Genomic DNA, 16723 nt, shown 5'->3' with positions numbered 1-16723 from the left:
GTAATAAACGTTAAGAAAGGTTAAATATGGAGAAAGGAATTTTAATTAAATAGCTTTTATCATACCGCCGTCAACAAGGAATGAGCTGCCAGTCATATAGGAATTAGCATCAGAAAGTAAAAACACCGCCACGTTGGCAAATTCCTCAGGTGTTCCATATCGCTTCAATGGAATGCCCGCTTTCATTTGTTGTTCAACCGCCTCCCTCTCGACGTTAAGCTTATCTGCATTTACTTGGTCTAAATGCTTAACACGGTCGGTTGCAATCCTTCCAGGAGCAATCGTGTTAATTAGAATATTATAGGGTGCCAGCTCCGATGCAAGTGTTTTTGAGAGTCCTATTATCCCAGTTCGATATGTGTTGGAAAGGATCAATCCCGGAATAGGCTCTTTTACTGAAGAAGAAGCGATATTTAAAATCTTTCCACCCTGTTGTTTTAGGTAGGGCAAGGACTCCCTTGTCAGACGAACGTAAGATAACAAATTTAATTCAAAGGAGGCTTGCCAGTCTTCGTCCGTCAATTCTTCAAAAGAAGCAGCTGGAGGCCCTCCTGCGTTATTGACTAGTAATTGGATGCCACCAAATATTTCAGCTGTACCAGCTACCAGCTTTTTAATATCAGCAGGATTAGTAATGTCGGCTTTTTGATAGGCTACTTTTCCAGAACCAACCGTTTCCAGCTCTCTTGCTTTTTGTTTCAATTTCTCCTCCTCTCGGCCGGAAATCATCACATTAGCTCCTTCTTTCACTAGCCGTTCTGCAATAGCAAATCCTAACCCCTGGCTTGAAGCCACTACAAGAGCAGTTTTACCTCTTAAGTTCAATTCCATAATTTCACTCCTACCTTTTCCAGTGTTAATTCTATTATACAAGATATTGTAAGGAAATACTTGGGAACATGTGACTATAAAATTAATAGCAAAAAGACCGACACATTATGCCGGTCTTTTCGTTTCATTAGTTTTTAGATGTAGCTATTTTAACTGCTTCAATTACCTGTGAAGTAGTTTGCATATTTAACACTTCTTGTGCTAGCTTTTCCATTTCGGTCTTTTTCAAATTCTTGATTATTGAACGTGCTTTCAAAATGGAAGTAGCACTCATCGAGAATTCGTGCAAGCCAAGGCCGATTAGAACTGGAATAGCAGTTTCATCCCCTGCCATTTCCCCACACATACCGGCCCACTTACCTTCTTTATGTGCAGCATCAATTACCATTTTTACTAGTCTTAAAATGGAAGGATTATATGGCTGATACAAATAAGATACTCGCTGGTTCATCCGGTCAGCCGCCATAGTATATTGAATTAAATCATTGGTACCAATACTAAAGAAATCTACTTCCTTAGCAAATTGGTCAGCCAAAACTGCTGTAGATGGAATTTCCACCATGATTCCCAGTTCAATTTTGTCGGCAACAGCTTGACCCTCGGAAAGGAGCTTTTGTTTCTCTTCTTCAAGAATCGCTTTTGCATCACGAAACTCGTCCAATGTAGCAATCATCGGAAACATAATTTTTAAATTTCCAAAGCTGCTTGCACGTAAAAGGGCACGAAGCTGTGTCCGGAAAATCCCTTGCTCTTCTAAACATAGACGAATGGCCCGGAAGCCTAGGAATGGATTCATTTCCTTTGGCAAATCCAAATATGGGAGTTCCTTATCGCCGCCAATATCCAAAGTACGAACAACGACAGGCTTTCCAGCCATTCCTTCTAGGACAGCTTTATAGGACTCAAACTGTTCATCTTCTGTTGGGAGCTGTTCTCTTCCCATGTAAAGAAACTCAGTTCGATATAAACCTACACCCTCACCGCCATTCTCAATTACCCCTTTTAAATCTTTAGGCGTACCGATATTGGCAGCTAACTCAAAACGATGGCCGTCATTTGTTATTGTAGGTTCATTCACAAGTTTAGCCCACTCTGCTTTTTGAACTTCATAATCTTCATGGACTTTACGATACTCTGCAACAAGTTCTGGTGTTGGGTTTATATGTACTTCCCCTTTTAGTCCATCTACAATGACAAGATCACCAGTTTTAATCTCCTTTGTTGCCATTTTTGTTCCCACTACTGCTGGAATCTCCATTGATCGGGCCATAATCGCTGAATGGGATGTACGACCGCCAATATTTGTCGTAAATCCTTTAACAAAGGTACGATTCAATTGCGCTGTGTCAGATGGAGTTAAATCTTCAGCCACGATGATTACTTCCTCTGCAATCATGCTTGGATTTGGTAATTGAACACCTAGTAAATGAGCGAGAACACGCTTCGTGACATCACGGATATCGGCTGCACGTTCTTTCATGTATTCATTATCCATCTGTTCAAACATCGTAACGAACATATCAGCCGTATCTTTAAGTGCAGATTCGGCATTTACTTTTTCAGATTGAATTTTATCCTCAATCGGGGCATTTAGTTCAGGGTCACTTAGAACTAGGAGATGTGCTTCAAAAATAGCTGCTTTATCTGGACCAAGGTCTACTTTAGCCTTGTCACGAATAGCTTCAAGTTCAGATTTTGATTTCTCCATTGCCCTTTGAAACCGCTCCACTTCAGCAGCGGAATCCTCAATGGTGGTCTTTTCAAACGATAGATCAGGTTCAACAAGACGGTAGCCTTTAGCGATCGCAATTCCGTTTGATGCAGCTATTCCCTGTAAAAAAGTCATTATTCTGCCAAACCTTCTTTTTTCATTGTTTCTTCTAATGCATTTAACGCATCGTTAGCATCGCTGCCCTGAGCCGAAATCTTAATATCAGCACCTTGGCCAACACCAAGTGACATAACGCCCATAATGGATTTTAAATTAACGGTTTTACCTTTATATTCTAAATTAACTTCAGAATCAAATCTGCTCGCTGTTTGAACTAATAAAGTTGCCGGTCTTGCATGAATACCTGTTTCTGCGATTACCTTAAATTGTTTTTCTGCCATGCTTAATCAAACTCCTTTAAAATAAAATAAAACTTGCTTTATTAAAAATAAACATTTCCCGCCGTTTAGTCAACTAAATCACTACTTGACTAGAGAAAAAAATCAATTTTATTCAACTTATTTTCCCCAAAAACGAACATAAACATGTATTGACTTTACATCATGTTTTCAATCATACAAAAGCTAGAATAGCATTTTCATCTTATTCAAACAACTAAAAAACATCCAGAACGCGATTGTTCACAAAACTGTCAAAAACATCTACTATCATCCAAAAAATACTATAGAAAAAGAAAGCTGTCGTCGACAGCTTTCTTGGTTAAATTTCGCCCACAGCACGAGGAAATTCTTTTTGTTCATCTACAGGAATTACGGTTGCCTTTATGGCATCCTCTAATAATAACGAATATTTATTCTTATCCTTTTCCGTCCAATTCAGCTTATCAGTCATGTAATCAACAACTTGTTTCTTCCATTTATTCACTAGATCAATATTAAACAAAATGGCCCCTGTTCGGCGATTTAAGAAATCAATTGGTGTTGCAACCATCTCCTCTTCAATGGCATATACAAGCTTTGCTAACAAGGAGAGCGGCAAATTATATTTTTCCGCATCAGATTGGTTTAATTTCAGCAGGTTGAAAACCACTTCTACGTTAGATCCGTACATTTTTGTTAATTCTTCTGCTTCTTCGTTGGCTAAATTAGCTTCCATTCCCAGAGCAATTTTAGATTTTACAAATGTATGGAAGTTTTTCGATCCACCGACATCTCCGCCTGAAATCGGCATCGTTACTGTTGCACATGCTGGGTATTGCTTTCCTTCCTCTTGCTTAAATTTATCAGCTAATACATCAACAATCGTTTCAGCCATTTTTCTGTACCCTGTTAATTTACCACCCGCAATCGTTATCAAACCGGACTGTGATTCCCATATTTCATCTTTTCGGGATATTTCAGAAGCATTTTTTCCTTCTTCATAAATAAGTGGTCTTACTCCAGCCCAACTGGATTCAATATCCTTTTCGCTTATTTTCACATCAGGGAACATGTAATTAATGGCATTAAGAATATAACTGCGGTCAGCCATTGTCATATTGGGATTAATCGCATCTTTATCATAAAATGTGTCGGTTGTCCCTACATATGCCTTACCAGCCCGCGGGATCGCAAAGACCATCCTTCCATCAGGCGTATCAAAATAAACAGCTTGCTTTAACGGGAATCGAGATTGATCAATGACAAGATGAACCCCTTTTGAAAGTTGCAATGTCTTCCCTTTCTTTGATTGATCCATCTCACGAATCGAATCAACCCACGGCCCAGCGGCATTGACAATTTTCTTTGCATATACTTGGTATTTTTCCCCGGTCAACTGATCCTCTACTAAGACCCCTACAACTTTCCCATTTTCGTAGATCAACTTCATTACTTTTGTATAATTGCAGGCAACAGCACCTTTACTAACTGCCGCTTTCATTACTTCAATCGTCAGACGGGCGTCATCTGTTCGGTATTCAACATAATAGCCTCCACCCTTTAAACCGTTCTTCTTAATAAGTGGCTCCTTGGCTAATGTTTCGTCGATTGATAACATTGTCCTTCTCTCTGTTTTTTTTACTCCTGCTAAGAAGTCATAAACCCGTAACCCAATCGAAGTGCTGAATTTGCCGAAGGACCCTCCTTTATGCAACGGTAGTAGCATCCATTCCGGTGTTGTCACATGTGGGCCGTTTTCATAGACGATGGCACGCTCTTTCCCAACTTCAGCAACCATTTTCACCTCAAATTGTTTTAGGTACCTAAGTCCGCCATGGACTAACTTTGTGGATCTGCTTGAAGTACCAGCTGCAAAATCCTGCATTTCAACAAGAGCTGTATGCATTCCCCTTACTGTGGCATCAAGAGCAATGCCAGCACCTGTAATGCCTCCACCAATTATCAGTACATCATATTGTTCACTTTTTAACTTATTGACAATTTCATTCCGATTTAAATTAGAAAATTTCATCGTGATTCCTCCCAGTTTTTCAAGCTGATAGTATTTAATATGCCGAAATATAGGTAGGGGAAATAAGAAAAGACCACAAAGACATTATCGTTTTCGATAATGTTTTTGTGGTCTCTCCGAATTCTCCAGCCAATTTATTAACTTGTTTTCATTATACCATATTTCTTTTATAATGAGAATCGTTATTATTTAAAGGCCATTGCCGCCTTTACAGCTTTTTTCCAGCCATCATATAAATCATTACGACTTTCTTCTGTCATGTTTGCGGTAAACTGTTTGTCAATTGCCCATTGTGTTGAAATTTCCTCCTGGTCTTTCCAAAAACCAACTGCCAACCCTGCTAAGTATGCTGCCCCTAGAGCAGTGGTTTCATTGATTATTGGTCTTTCTACCGGTACATTCAGGATATCACTTTGGAAATCCATTAAGAAATTATTTTTAACAGCCCCACCATCGACGCGAAGTGTTTTAAGTTCGATACCTGAATCAGCTTCCATGGCTGATAAAACATCCTTTGTTTGATACGCAAGTGATTCAAGCGTAGCACGGACAAAATGTTCTTTCGATGTTCCGCGCGTTAAACCAAACACTGCTCCTCGGACATCACTATCCCAGTATGGTGTACCCAGTCCAACAAATGCTGGAACAACATATACACCATCTGTCGATTCTACCTGGACAGCCAATTTTTCGCTATGTGGAGCATCTTGGATTAATCTTAATCCATCACGAAGCCATTGAACTGCGGATCCCGCTACGAAAATACTCCCTTCTAGCGCATACTCCACCTTACCGTTTAATCCCCAAGCAATGGTGGTTAATAGACCATGCTTAGATTGAACTGCCTTTTCACCAGTATTCATTAACATAAAACAGCCAGTGCCATAAGTATTTTTAGCCATACCTTTTTCGAAACATGCTTGACCAAATAATGCGGCCTGCTGATCACCGGCAACTCCGGCAATCGGTATTTCCTTGCCAAAGAAGTGATAATCAACAGTGTTGGCGTAAACTTCAGAGGACTGACGAACCTCCGGAAGCATGGATTTAGGAACACTTAAAATTTCTAATAATTCTTCATCCCATTTGAGTTCATGAATATTAAACATTAAGGTCCGTGATGCATTCGTGTAATCTGTAACATGAGCACGACCGCCGGAGAGTTTCCAAATTAGCCACGTGTCAATCGTTCCAAACAACAATTTCCCTTCATTCGCCTTTTCACGTGCACCCTCAACATTGTCAAGGATCCATTTCACTTTTGTACCAGAGAAATAGGCATCAATCAGTAAGCCTGTCTTTTCGCGGAAAAGGTCATTATAGCCTTTTTCTTTTAACTCATCACAAATTTCACTTGTTTGCCTTGATTGCCATACAATTGCATTGTAAATTGGATCACCAGTTTCTTTATCCCAGACAACAGCAGTTTCCCGTTGATTGGTAATGCCAATTCCCGCAATTTGTTCAGGTTTAATGCCTGATTCGGATAAAACCCCGGCAATCACGGACAGGATTGACCCCCAGATTTCATTAGCATTGTGCTCAACCCAGCCCGGCTTTGGAAAATGCTGTGTAAATTCTTTTTGCGCTGTGTGAACAATTTCGCCACTTTTATTAAAAATGATTGCCCTTGAACTTGTAGTTCCTTGATCTAAAGATAAAATATACTTTTCCATGTAAAATCCCCCCCATTTTAACCTATCATTTTTTAAGCCGCTTGGCCTGATTGATTGATCGCAGTAGTCTGCTTTTTACTTGCTGCATATGCAAGTATTAGGATACCGATCAAAACTGCTAACACTACCCAAAGCGATCCCGTCACTTTTCCAATAAAGACAGCCTTGTAAAATACTGCTCCTAAACACCCTCCCAGAATCGGGCCGACTACTGGTATCCATGAATAACCCCAATTGGAACCACCCTTACCAGGAATTGGTAACAGGAAGTGGGCGATACGTGGGCCAAGATCACGTGCCGGATTAATCGCATACCCTGTGGTTCCGCCTAAAGACATACCAATTACAACAATTAATAATCCTACAGCTAATGGATTTAATCCCTCTGTAAATTTATTTGCCCCAATAAATAATAGACCAAGTACTAGAATAAAGGTACCAAAGATTTCACTTAAAAGATTTGAAAACGTATGCGGGATGGCAGGACTTGTAGCAAACACACCAAGCTTTGTAGCCGGATCATCTGTCGCCTTCCAATGCGGTAAGTAATGTAAATAAACAAGTACTGCTCCTATGATTGCACCAATCATCTGTGCAACAATATAACCTGGCACCTCAGACCACGGAAAATCTCCATTTAACGCTAAAGCTACCGTTACAGCTGGATTTAAATGGGCACCACTGACAGAACCAACAGCAAAAACCCCCATTGTGACTGCAAGCCCCCAAGCAATAGTAATAACAATCCAACCAGCGTTATTGGAATATGACTTCTTTAAAGAAGAACCAGCTCCAATACCGGCACCAAATACGATTAGAATCATTGTTCCAATCAATTCCCCAACAAATGGTGACATTTTTCTCCACTCCCCTTGAATAAATTCACGAAAAAAAGAGATTCACAGCAGAAATACCCCAAAATGGGCATCTGTGTGAATCTCCTTATCTCCGTCACAAAGATATTAACTTGTTAACTAGATTATATAAAGTTATGAAAGCGGTGTCAACATCTTTTTAAAGATAAAATAGTATATTACTATTTTAACCTTGTTTAACATAAGCTTCCCACAGCTCTCTCTTAGAAGTAGTAATCGCATCTGCCCCAGCATCTAATGCAGCCTGAACTTCTTCTGCCGTTCTAATTAGCCCACCGGCAAAAATGGGGGTTTTAACCCGTTCTTTTATTTCTGTAATCATCCAAGGCATTGCACCTGGGAGCACTTCAATATAATCCGGACGGGTTTTCTCAATCAACTTATAGCTTTTTTCAATCGCATGTGTATCGATCAGAAAGATTCTTTGGACAGCGATAACCCCTTTTTGCTTCGCTTTTAAAATAACACTAGCCTTCGTTGAAATTAAACCGTAGGGCTTAAACTCTTGGCAGATGTACTCTGTAGCAAATTCATCATTTTTAATGCCATGGATTAAATCAACATGATAAATCATTTTCTTTCCTTTTTGCTTGGCCATCATGTTAATGTTTTTTAATTGTGCAACGTGCATATCTAGAAAAACACCAATTTCGTATGAGCTTTGCAAAAAACGTTCGAATTCCTTCATGTTTGCTGAAGCAGGTAATATCTTTTGTTCCATCCCTTTCAAACCCTTTCCCAGCACTTTTCCTCCTATCATAAATAGAAAAGGGCTTTATTACAATAGCCAATCAGGCTTTTTTGATTTCCTTTAATTGCTGCTTCAAACAGCGAATTTCCGTTTTCATCTTGGTCTGTTCTTCTAGGGATGAGGGGACACCGCCATAGCGAACTTTTTCATAGATTTTAAGCGATTCCAGTGAACCAGAAAGTCCCACCCTTAGCCACCATTCTTCAAGTGTTTCAAAAGATAATCTTCCTAAATTTAGCCTTTTTGCATATTTTTCTAATTCAAATATTTCCCTCCTAATTTTATCCTCGGGCGGTTTGATTCTTCGGTGATATAGCGTCGTGTGCACAGCTCCAAACACCCCTTCAGAAACGGAAATAACAAACGAAGAATCAATTGAAACCGGCCGGGGTTTTAGTTTCTTTTTATAAAACAGATAGATGATAAAAGTAACGGCAGCAAGGATAAGAATGAAATACAAGATATTCTCTGCCGTATCATAGGAGAGAGCTTGGTAATTATCCGATTTGTCCTGTAAATCACTACTTTCTATCATTTTTGTTGGTTTACTTTCATTCCCCGCCAGACTAACAAGAAATTCCAGGATGGCAAAGAGCGGTTTCGCAATACTAGCCAAAAGCAACAAAATGGTCTGTAAGATGCCAAAAAAGAGAAGTTGAAAATATTTTAGTAAAGTTGTAAAAGAAATACTTATTAATGTAATTACTGCAATAATTAGTAAAAAATAAAAGACAAACTTTGATTGATCCTTCTTGACCAAATACCACTTTCTAACAAACTCTCCTATAAGGACAATAACTAACTGTCCAATTAGTAGATAGATTATTTCACTTTGATAGGGGTAATGACTCATTGCAGCGTAGATGATGGCAACTAATCCAAAGAAAAACGACAACAGTAACAACAATGTTTCGGAATGCAGCGAAAAATCATCCAACAGGGAAATCCCTCGCCAAAACACAAACAACCCAAGACATGCTCCACTAAAAAGAGAAATATTGGCGTGATTGCAAATCACCAAGAGTGTTGGAAATACCGTAACAAAATAAAGCCATTTCCCCCTATTGTGATATCTTACTAGAAGTAGTGAAAATATGATGATGCTGCCAACACACAAACCTGCCAATACATGGAGTGGAGGTAACTCCCTTTTATTTATAAAAAATAAAAATAAAAAAAGAATCCCTGATATTAGTTCCAAAAGGAAGTAATAGGTAATAACTGCCACTCGATTCAACATAACAGCGCCCTTCGTTCATGATGAATATCTAATTCACTTAGTAATCCATGATCCTCTTCAATTTTTAGATTAAACAATTTCCCACCTTTATTGGACAAGTTTAGGAGCAATCGATTCGTATCATCTCTCCTAATTCCAGCGTGGATGAAAATGGGCTGATATTCCAAATGTTTACTATAGAAAGAAAGCATCTGTTCATATGGTAAACTTATATTTTGGCTACTGATGGATGCGATGGTTTCCAAGACAGTTTGCAAATGCTCTTTTCCTTCTCCCTTTGGAAGATAAAGAAATGGGGTACTTCCTGCTGTTCGTACATTAATGCAGAGGGAAAAAGGAATTTGATTTTTATATGCAAAATATGCCATCTCGGTTATACTACTAAGCAATTTTTCAAGGTTACCTGTTATCGAATGACCGTCGGAGATATTTAAGGCAATCATCCAGCCCTTTTCAGAAATTTTTTCATAGATCATCGTTTGCAATTCTTGTTTTCTGGCACTTGCTTTCCAATGAATCCGGTTAAAGCTGTCTGACGAAATATAGTTTCTTGTACCTGTTGGTCCCAATCGATCCTCATAGTAAGAGGAAGGGGCACTATATATTCCTTGATGAACAGACAACTGTTCCTTTAATCCTTTAACGGGAATAGGTTCTGGATAAACTACAGCCAGCTGGTTTAAATACCATTTAGATTCCAGCACCGTTTCCCCAAACCCTAATAAACTTGGGATACGGAATTCGAGTTTATGGATTTGGGCAATTCCCCTTCTGTTTGCCGAAAATGGGACAATGATTTGTTTGGTTTGTCTTGCGAAAATCGAAAATCGAAGAGAAATTTCATTGAGCGAAAGATTGGGCTCCAAGGTCTTTCCCTCAGGAATCACGCATTGATCAAAGTATATTTTTAACTTAGCATTTAAAATGGGGTAGCCTTCATTTCGAATCGTTATTGTCCATTGCCCTTTATCGTTCACGAAATACCGATGTTTTTCAGCGATATTTTCGAAAAACAACTGCTTTCCGACTCTTTTTAAATAAAATTGATTACAGCTTAGGACCGTAAGAATAAAGATGGAAAGAAACAATACTAATTTTGACTGGATATAGAGGCTTACAATAATGAGAACAATGGCCAAGCCGGTAATTACCGTAAGCTTTCGATCATCTATCGAATACGTATTCCAACTCATTCATTTGCACCCTTTTCAGCTGGTGCAGGGATGGAAACAAGGATTTCACCAATAATCGATTCTGATGTCTTTGTTAATGACCCTTCCATTGAGAGAATAATTCTGTGGCCTAGGACGTATGGAGCAACCGCCTTTACATCATCCGGGGTAACATATGTACGATCGTTCAATATAGCCTTTCCTTGAGCAGCTTTCATTAGCGCTAAGGTTCCTCGTGGGCTGACACCCAACTCAATGCTATTATGTTCTCGGGTTTTTCTTGCAATCGATAAAATGTAATCTTCAAGATCGTCTGAAATATATATTTCATTAATCGCTTTTTTTAATTGATCAATTTCCGTCAGAGAAAACACCTGTGCTATAGTATTCCTTTTTACTTCCCTGCGATGTATTCGCAAGATCCTTTTTTCATCCTCATAATCGGGATAACCTACATTAATCTTGATAAAAAAACGATCCATTTGCGCAACAGGCAATGAAAAGGTTCCTTGTTGGGATTCTACAGGATTTTGTGTCGCAATCACTATAAAAGGTTCTTCCATGGGAACGGTTATACCATCAATGGTTACTTGCCGCTCTTCCATTACCTCTAATAAACTTGACTGTGTCCTTGGTGTTGCCCGATTAATCTCATCAGCTAAGACAATGTTTGCACAAATGGGCCCAGGGCGCAGTTCAAACTCATGAATCTTTGGATTAAAAAATTGAATCCCGGTGACATCACTTGGAAGAACATCTGGGGTAAACTGGATACGGGAAAACCTCCCGCCAATGGCGGAAGCAAAGCTTTTTGTGAGTAGTGTTTTACCTGTTCCAGGTACACTCTCAAGTAAAATATGACCATTAAATAATAACGAGATCGCCATTAATTCAACTTCTATCTCTTTTCCAACCATCACTTTACCAATCTCCTGCTTTAATTGAGAGATCTTTTCTAGTAAGGCCATTTTCTCATCCCCTTTGTAACCGTGTTCAACCAAGAATCCGATTAGCTTCTCGGTTCTTTAAGGTATTGATACAATACATCCCCGCCACGCTGCCCGATACCACGGAAATGTTTAAAATCTTTTCTTTTTACTAAAACCTTTCGAAATTCCATAAATTCATCATTCTTTACATAATATTCCGAAAGATCTCCCGACATTAAACGATTTAATATGTCGTTAATCAATTCTTCCTGCATGTCAATACACCCTCTTTTCCATCATCTATTGTAACCTATCAACTATCTAAAAAGTCCACTTTCTGTTTTCAACAAATTTGATTATCGAAAGCGCTTTTCATTCTTAAACACCTTATTTAATTATATAATAGTATAAATTGAAAAAATTAACCAAATTGTCACACAAAAACCTTTACGAATATAAAAAAGTAGTGCAAACTGTTATTTAATTGGTTTATTAATAGTTTTTAAGAGTTTTTAAGGCAAAGGAGAGAGACTAATGAAAATAGCAGAAGTAGGAAATATCATAGAATTCCGCGGTGGCTTGCAAGGGATTGTTGAAAAGGTAAATGAAAATTCTGTAATAGTCGACTTAACTTATATGGATAATTACCGTGATTTAGAATTAGATCAGCGGACAGTTGTCAACCATAAAAACTATAAAGTCGTAAAAGAAAGCGCTTATATGTAATCGTTTTAGGAAAAAGGCAGACATTGACTGCCTTTTTCCTTTTTTCCATAGTTTATGTTACTTCCCTTGACCAGTTTCTTTTGACAGCTGCTTCAAGGATTTTACTTTCCCATGAGGATTTTGATCCTGTTTCCTAACAGTCCATTCTCTTTCTTGTTCGCTACGTGATTTACTCATAGATTTTCACTCCCTTCCCACTTATTTTTTTCTTCTTTTCAGGTTCTTATCATAAGAATTGGTTAAAATGTTTAATGCAATCATTTCCTTTTCCATCTATTTTTTGATAAAGTATATTTTATTGAGTTCTAAAGGGGAAAAACATAATGAAGCAAAACATTTTAAACATTCGCCTTCTAGCTGGCCTAATTCTGGCACATGCTCTACTATTTTTTTCATTTCATGATCGAGTAATTTTTTGGTACATTTTTACTGGATCAGTACTTGTATTAATAGCATTTGCCATGTTTCAAGGGGATGTGGATGATGAAGCATCCTTTATCAAATATCTGTTTCTAGGCGTCCTTTCCGGTCTATTGTTATATCTACTTTTTTGGATAGGATACCAAACCATTCAAATTCTTCATCTACCGTTTGAAAAACCAATAAAAAAACTGTACCGTTGGTATGCTCCACATGTATTTTGGCAATACATTGCCCTCGTGCTGGTTGCCGCGCCTGGTGAAGAGCTATTCTGGAGGGGATTTATTCAGAAAGGTTTATTAAAAAACTTTAAACCCCTGTGGAGTATCTTACTAGCAGCAGTACTTTTTGCATCTGTTCATATTTACGCAGGCTCATTTTTGCTTGTCTTTGCGGCCTTTGTCTCAGGCTGCGTCTGGGGTTCCCTTTATTATTGGAAAAAAAGCATGCCGCTGGTGATTGTTTCCCATATCATCTTCGATCTCATGATTTTTATCATTATTCCTTTAACATAATGAAGCAGCTGTGATTTCACAGCTGCTTCTTTTATTACTTACTTGGTGTAAATGGTTTCATCCATAATAATATAAAAAAGGTCATACAAATATAGCCAAACAATGGATATAAATAGGAAAGCAACGTACTATAATTCACCAAACTAATGAGATAGGAAACAGTAAAAATGACCGAAACCGATACAAGCGTTGGAATACGGATATATTGCTGCAACTGCCTATCAAGGCCAAAAACATTTCCAATTACAGAAGTAAAGATTTCTCCAAAGATCACAAGTACAAATATCCAATATAAAAACGGGGCTACGTTTTTCATAATAATGGCCATTGGGATATCATACAATTCAAGGTTAGGCAGCATGATTAATGTAAAATGGCTGCCAATTAAAATAAGTGTTAACGCAAGTCCTCCCAGAATACCTCCCCATTTTATCGTCCAGTCATCCTTAACCTCAGTGGCAACAGGAACGAGAACTGCTTGTGCCAATCCCAAATTTAAGGCCGTATAGGAAAATGGAGCAATCACACTCTTCCAGCCGTCTGTAGCAGGTGGTATAAATAAAAAGCGATCTAAAAAGTTCGGCATTCCTAGTGATAAAAACATCAAGATTAAGCTAAAGGTAATCATTAAGGGAACGACGAACGTATTGACCGCAAAAAGACCCTTTGTGCCCACAAGCATGACAAGATACGAAAGAAATATGGTTAGAATTACACCAAGATTTTTTGGCAAGCCGAGCTGTTCCTCAAAAACGGCACCGGCGCCGGCCAACATGACAGCACTTACACCAAGGAGCATGAATAACATAAAGAAATTGATGATACTGCCCGCCCATTTTCCAAATAGGTGCTCATTAAATTCTTGATAGGATTTTGCCTCAATGTGTGCCGCCATTCGCATCATCTTTGAACCAATACCGACAAAAAAATAGCCGCTCATTAATATACTAATAAAGCCAAAGAAACCAAATCGCGAAAAGAATTCCACGATTTCTTTCCCAGTGGCGAATCCAGCTCCAACTACTGTACCTACATAGACTGCCGCAATTTGAAAAGCTTGCGTCCAATTCTTCTTCACACCATCTCCCCCTCATCATCAATATATGATTATAGGGACAAACAAAGACGAGCTTTTTTCCTTAATTGGCAACGATTGCTATAAACAAATTACTTGAAAGTCAAAAAAGGTCAGAGTATACTATGGTCATAAGGTCAAAGATAGTCAAAGTCAAATTGATAAAAGCACAAAACCAAGGAGGTTATGTTCAATGCTTTGTCAACAATGTAATCAAAATCATGCAAATATCCAATTAACGATGAATCTTAACGGTCAACATAAGGAAATAAAACTTTGTCATGAATGCTACAAAAGAGAAAAACAAGCTCTAGGGGCTGGTTTTGGTCAGAATATGAATTCATTACCAAGCTTCCCGTTTGAAAACCTATTTATGTCAAACGGCATGCCATACGGTCAGGATATGACAGGACAACAACCACCTCAAGGTGAGCGAAAAACAGAACATGGCGGCTTTATCGATCAATTCGGTCGGAACTTAAGCACGATGGCAAAGGCAGGTCTTATTGACCCTGTCATTGGCCGTGATGAAGAAATAAAACGAGTAATCGAAATTCTGAACAGAAGAAACAAAAACAATCCGGTTTTAATTGGGGAACCTGGTGTCGGAAAAACCGCTATTGCTGAGGGACTTGCTATTAAAATTGCAAACGGCGAAGTCCCAGGCAAATTACGTAATAAGGAGGTATATTTGCTAGATGTTGCCTCCCTTGTTGCCAATACTGGGATTCGCGGACAATTTGAGGAAAGAATGAAGCAATTAATTTCTGAATTGCAGGAGCAAAAAAATATCATTCTGTTTATCGATGAAATTCATTTGCTTGTTGGTGCAGGTTCTGCTGAAGGCTCCATGGATGCGGGTAACCTTTTAAAACCTGCGCTCGCACGGGGCGAACTACAGCTAGTCGGGGCAACAACATTAAAGGAATACCGTCAAATTGAAAAGGATTCCGCATTAGAACGCCGCTTCCAACCTTTGCATGTCCTTGAACCAACCTCAGAGGCGGCAATTGAAATCTTAAAAGGAATTCAAAAGAAATATGAAGATTACCATGAAGTCACCTATTCTGAGGAAGCAATGAAGGCCTGTGTTCAATTGTCACAGCGCTATATTCAAGACCGCTTCTTACCCGACAAGGCAATCGATTTGCTTGATGAGGCCGGCTCGAAACTAAATCTAACTTCCGATTATAAGAACAATGAGCAAATTGAGTCACGGCTCAATGAAATTTCAGTTGAAAAAGAGGATGCTCTTAAAAGTGAACAATATGAAAAGGCTGCAATCCTGAGAGATGAGGAGGCTAAACTAGAAAAGGAACTAAATAATGATTTTAGTTCCGAAAGACCAATTGTTACTGTCTCCCATATTCAAGAAATAATCGAACAAAAAACAGGAATTCCAGTCGGAAAACTGCAGCAGGATGAACAGCTTAAAATGAAATCATTGGAAGAAAATCTAAACTCTAAGGTCATCGGTCAAGTAACGGCTGTTAAAAAAGTAGCAAAGGCGATTAGACGCAGCCGTGCCGGTTTAAAATCTAAACATCGTCCCATCGGCTCCTTCCTTTTTGTCGGCCCAACTGGGGTTGGTAAGACAGAGTTAACTAAGACTCTTGCCAAAGAGTTATTTGGCACCAAAGATTCTATGATCCGTCTTGATATGAGTGAATATATGGAGAAACACAGTGTGTCAAAACTAATTGGGTCACCTCCAGGGTACATTGGTCATGATGAGGCCGGGCAGCTTACAGAAAAAGTACGTAGAAATCCATATAGTATCATTTTATTGGATGAAATTGAAAAAGCACATCCCGACGTTCAGCACATGTTCCTGCAAATACTTGAAGACGGACGGCTTACTGACAGTCAGGGTAGAATCGTCAGCTTTAAGGATACCGTCATAATTATGACAAGTAATGCGGGTGTCGGCCACAAAACAGTTCACGTTGGATTCGGAGCAAATGAAATCATCGAAGAAGCAAGCATTCTAGACTCACTTGGCAGCTTCTTTAAACCTGAATTCCTAAATCGGTTTGATAATATTATCGAATTTAACACACTGGGCCAAGAACATCTATTGACCATTGTCGATTTAATGCTAAGTGAATTACAAGAGACATTAAATGAGCAAAACATTGAAATAATTGTCACTACGGAAACAAAGGAAAAATTAGCTGAACTTGGCTATCATCCTGCTTTTGGCGCACGTCCGCTTCGCAGGGTCATACAGGAACAGATAGAAGACAAAATCGCTGATTTTATTTTGGAAGAGCCGGAAGCTAGAAAATTAGCGGCTGTTGTTGAAAATAGTGAGATAAAAGTGGTGACAGAATCATAAATGTAGAATAATCAAAAAGCGAAGCCTGTTTATTCATCGGCTTCGCTTTTTG

General features: G+C 38.7%; 16 protein-coding genes. 3 read left to right on the top strand and 13 right to left on the bottom strand.

The features are described 5' to 3' along the window. Positions 1–45: 45 nt before the first annotated feature. The 11 genes from RCG19_RS17205 to RCG19_RS17155 all read right to left on the bottom strand — a co-directional run bounded on the left by RCG19_RS17205 (position 46) and on the right by RCG19_RS17155 (position 11872). Positions 46–831 carry an SDR family oxidoreductase gene (locus RCG19_RS17205; protein ID WP_166237716.1) on the bottom strand — a complete coding sequence of 262 codons (786 nt, stop codon included), beginning with the start codon at positions 829–831 and terminating at the stop codon, positions 46–48. Positions 832–958: 127 nt separating this feature from the next. Then, positions 959–2677 carry a phosphoenolpyruvate--protein phosphotransferase gene (gene ptsP / locus RCG19_RS17200; RefSeq protein WP_308108125.1) on the bottom strand — a complete coding sequence of 573 codons (1719 nt, stop codon included), beginning with the start codon at positions 2675–2677 and terminating at the stop codon, positions 959–961. Further along, positions 2677–2943 carry a phosphocarrier protein HPr gene (locus RCG19_RS17195; RefSeq protein WP_308108124.1) on the bottom strand — a complete coding sequence of 89 codons (267 nt, stop codon included), beginning with the start codon at positions 2941–2943 and terminating at the stop codon, positions 2677–2679. The genes ptsP and RCG19_RS17195 overlap by 1 nt, the downstream gene beginning before the upstream one ends. A gap of 319 nt (positions 2944–3262) precedes the next feature. After that, entirely contained in the window at positions 3263–4954 is a 1692-nt protein-coding gene (locus RCG19_RS17190) for a glycerol-3-phosphate dehydrogenase/oxidase (protein ID WP_308108123.1), read from the bottom strand. 185 nt (positions 4955–5139) lie between these two features. Continuing rightward, positions 5140–6630, bottom strand: a complete 1491-nt coding sequence (glpK, locus tag RCG19_RS17185; protein ID WP_308108122.1) for a glycerol kinase GlpK — start codon at positions 6628–6630, stop codon at positions 5140–5142. A 32-nt stretch (positions 6631–6662) separates the two neighbouring features. Next, positions 6663–7487 carry an MIP/aquaporin family protein gene (locus RCG19_RS17180; protein ID WP_308108121.1) on the bottom strand — a complete coding sequence of 275 codons (825 nt, stop codon included), beginning with the start codon at positions 7485–7487 and terminating at the stop codon, positions 6663–6665. 184 nt (positions 7488–7671) lie between these two features. Then, positions 7672–8226 carry a glycerol-3-phosphate responsive antiterminator gene (locus RCG19_RS17175; protein WP_308111017.1) on the bottom strand — a complete coding sequence of 185 codons (555 nt, stop codon included), beginning with the start codon at positions 8224–8226 and terminating at the stop codon, positions 7672–7674. Between the two features lie 70 nt (positions 8227–8296). Next, positions 8297–9496 (bottom strand): hypothetical protein, encoded by a 1200-nt coding sequence (locus RCG19_RS17170; RefSeq protein WP_308108120.1) that lies wholly within the window; start codon positions 9494–9496, stop codon positions 8297–8299. Beyond that, entirely contained in the window at positions 9490–10689 is a 1200-nt protein-coding gene (locus RCG19_RS17165) for a DUF58 domain-containing protein (protein WP_308108119.1), read from the bottom strand. The genes RCG19_RS17170 and RCG19_RS17165 overlap by 7 nt, the downstream gene beginning before the upstream one ends. Continuing rightward, complete coding sequence (locus RCG19_RS17160) at positions 10686–11636, bottom strand: AAA family ATPase (protein ID WP_308108118.1); 951 nt, start codon at positions 11634–11636, stop codon at positions 10686–10688. The genes RCG19_RS17165 and RCG19_RS17160 overlap by 4 nt, the downstream gene beginning before the upstream one ends. Positions 11637–11677: 41 nt before the next feature. Then, a complete protein-coding gene (locus tag RCG19_RS17155) occupies positions 11678–11872 on the bottom strand; it encodes a hypothetical protein (RefSeq protein ID WP_308108117.1) in 195 nt (64 codons plus the stop codon). A gap of 259 nt (positions 11873–12131) precedes the next feature. On the opposite strand from RCG19_RS17155, the gene RCG19_RS17150 reads away from it, so the two are divergent. Further along, positions 12132–12323 carry a YkvS family protein gene (locus RCG19_RS17150; protein WP_007086967.1) on the top strand — a complete coding sequence of 64 codons (192 nt, stop codon included), beginning with the start codon at positions 12132–12134 and terminating at the stop codon, positions 12321–12323. Between the two features lie 57 nt (positions 12324–12380). Here RCG19_RS17150 and RCG19_RS17145 read toward each other — a convergent pair whose 3' ends face one another. Continuing rightward, entirely contained in the window at positions 12381–12500 is a 120-nt protein-coding gene (locus RCG19_RS17145; RefSeq protein ID WP_007086968.1) for a DUF6254 family protein, read from the bottom strand. Positions 12501–12646: 146 nt separating this feature from the next. Here RCG19_RS17145 and RCG19_RS17140 point away from each other — a divergent pair, with 146 nt between their 5' ends. Next, the gene (locus tag RCG19_RS17140) at positions 12647–13258 is read left to right on the top strand and encodes a CPBP family intramembrane glutamic endopeptidase (RefSeq protein WP_308108116.1); all 612 of its coding nucleotides are present in this window, start codon (positions 12647–12649) and stop codon (positions 13256–13258) included. Between the two features lie 34 nt (positions 13259–13292). Here RCG19_RS17140 and RCG19_RS17135 read toward each other — a convergent pair whose 3' ends face one another. After that, the gene (locus RCG19_RS17135; RefSeq protein WP_308108115.1) at positions 13293–14336 is read right to left on the bottom strand and encodes a YkvI family membrane protein; all 1044 of its coding nucleotides are present in this window, start codon (positions 14334–14336) and stop codon (positions 13293–13295) included. A 190-nt stretch (positions 14337–14526) separates the two neighbouring features. On the opposite strand from RCG19_RS17135, the gene RCG19_RS17130 reads away from it, so the two are divergent. Beyond that, positions 14527–16671 carry an ATP-dependent Clp protease ATP-binding subunit gene (locus RCG19_RS17130; RefSeq protein WP_308108114.1) on the top strand — a complete coding sequence of 715 codons (2145 nt, stop codon included), beginning with the start codon at positions 14527–14529 and terminating at the stop codon, positions 16669–16671. Positions 16672–16723: the final 52 nt, after the last annotated feature.

The sequence above is a fragment of the Neobacillus sp. OS1-2 genome (assembly GCF_030915505.1).
In the GTDB taxonomy this organism is placed as follows: domain Bacteria; phylum Bacillota; class Bacilli; order Bacillales; family Cytobacillaceae; genus Neobacillus.
This window is presented reverse-complemented; position numbering and strand designations above follow the sequence as displayed.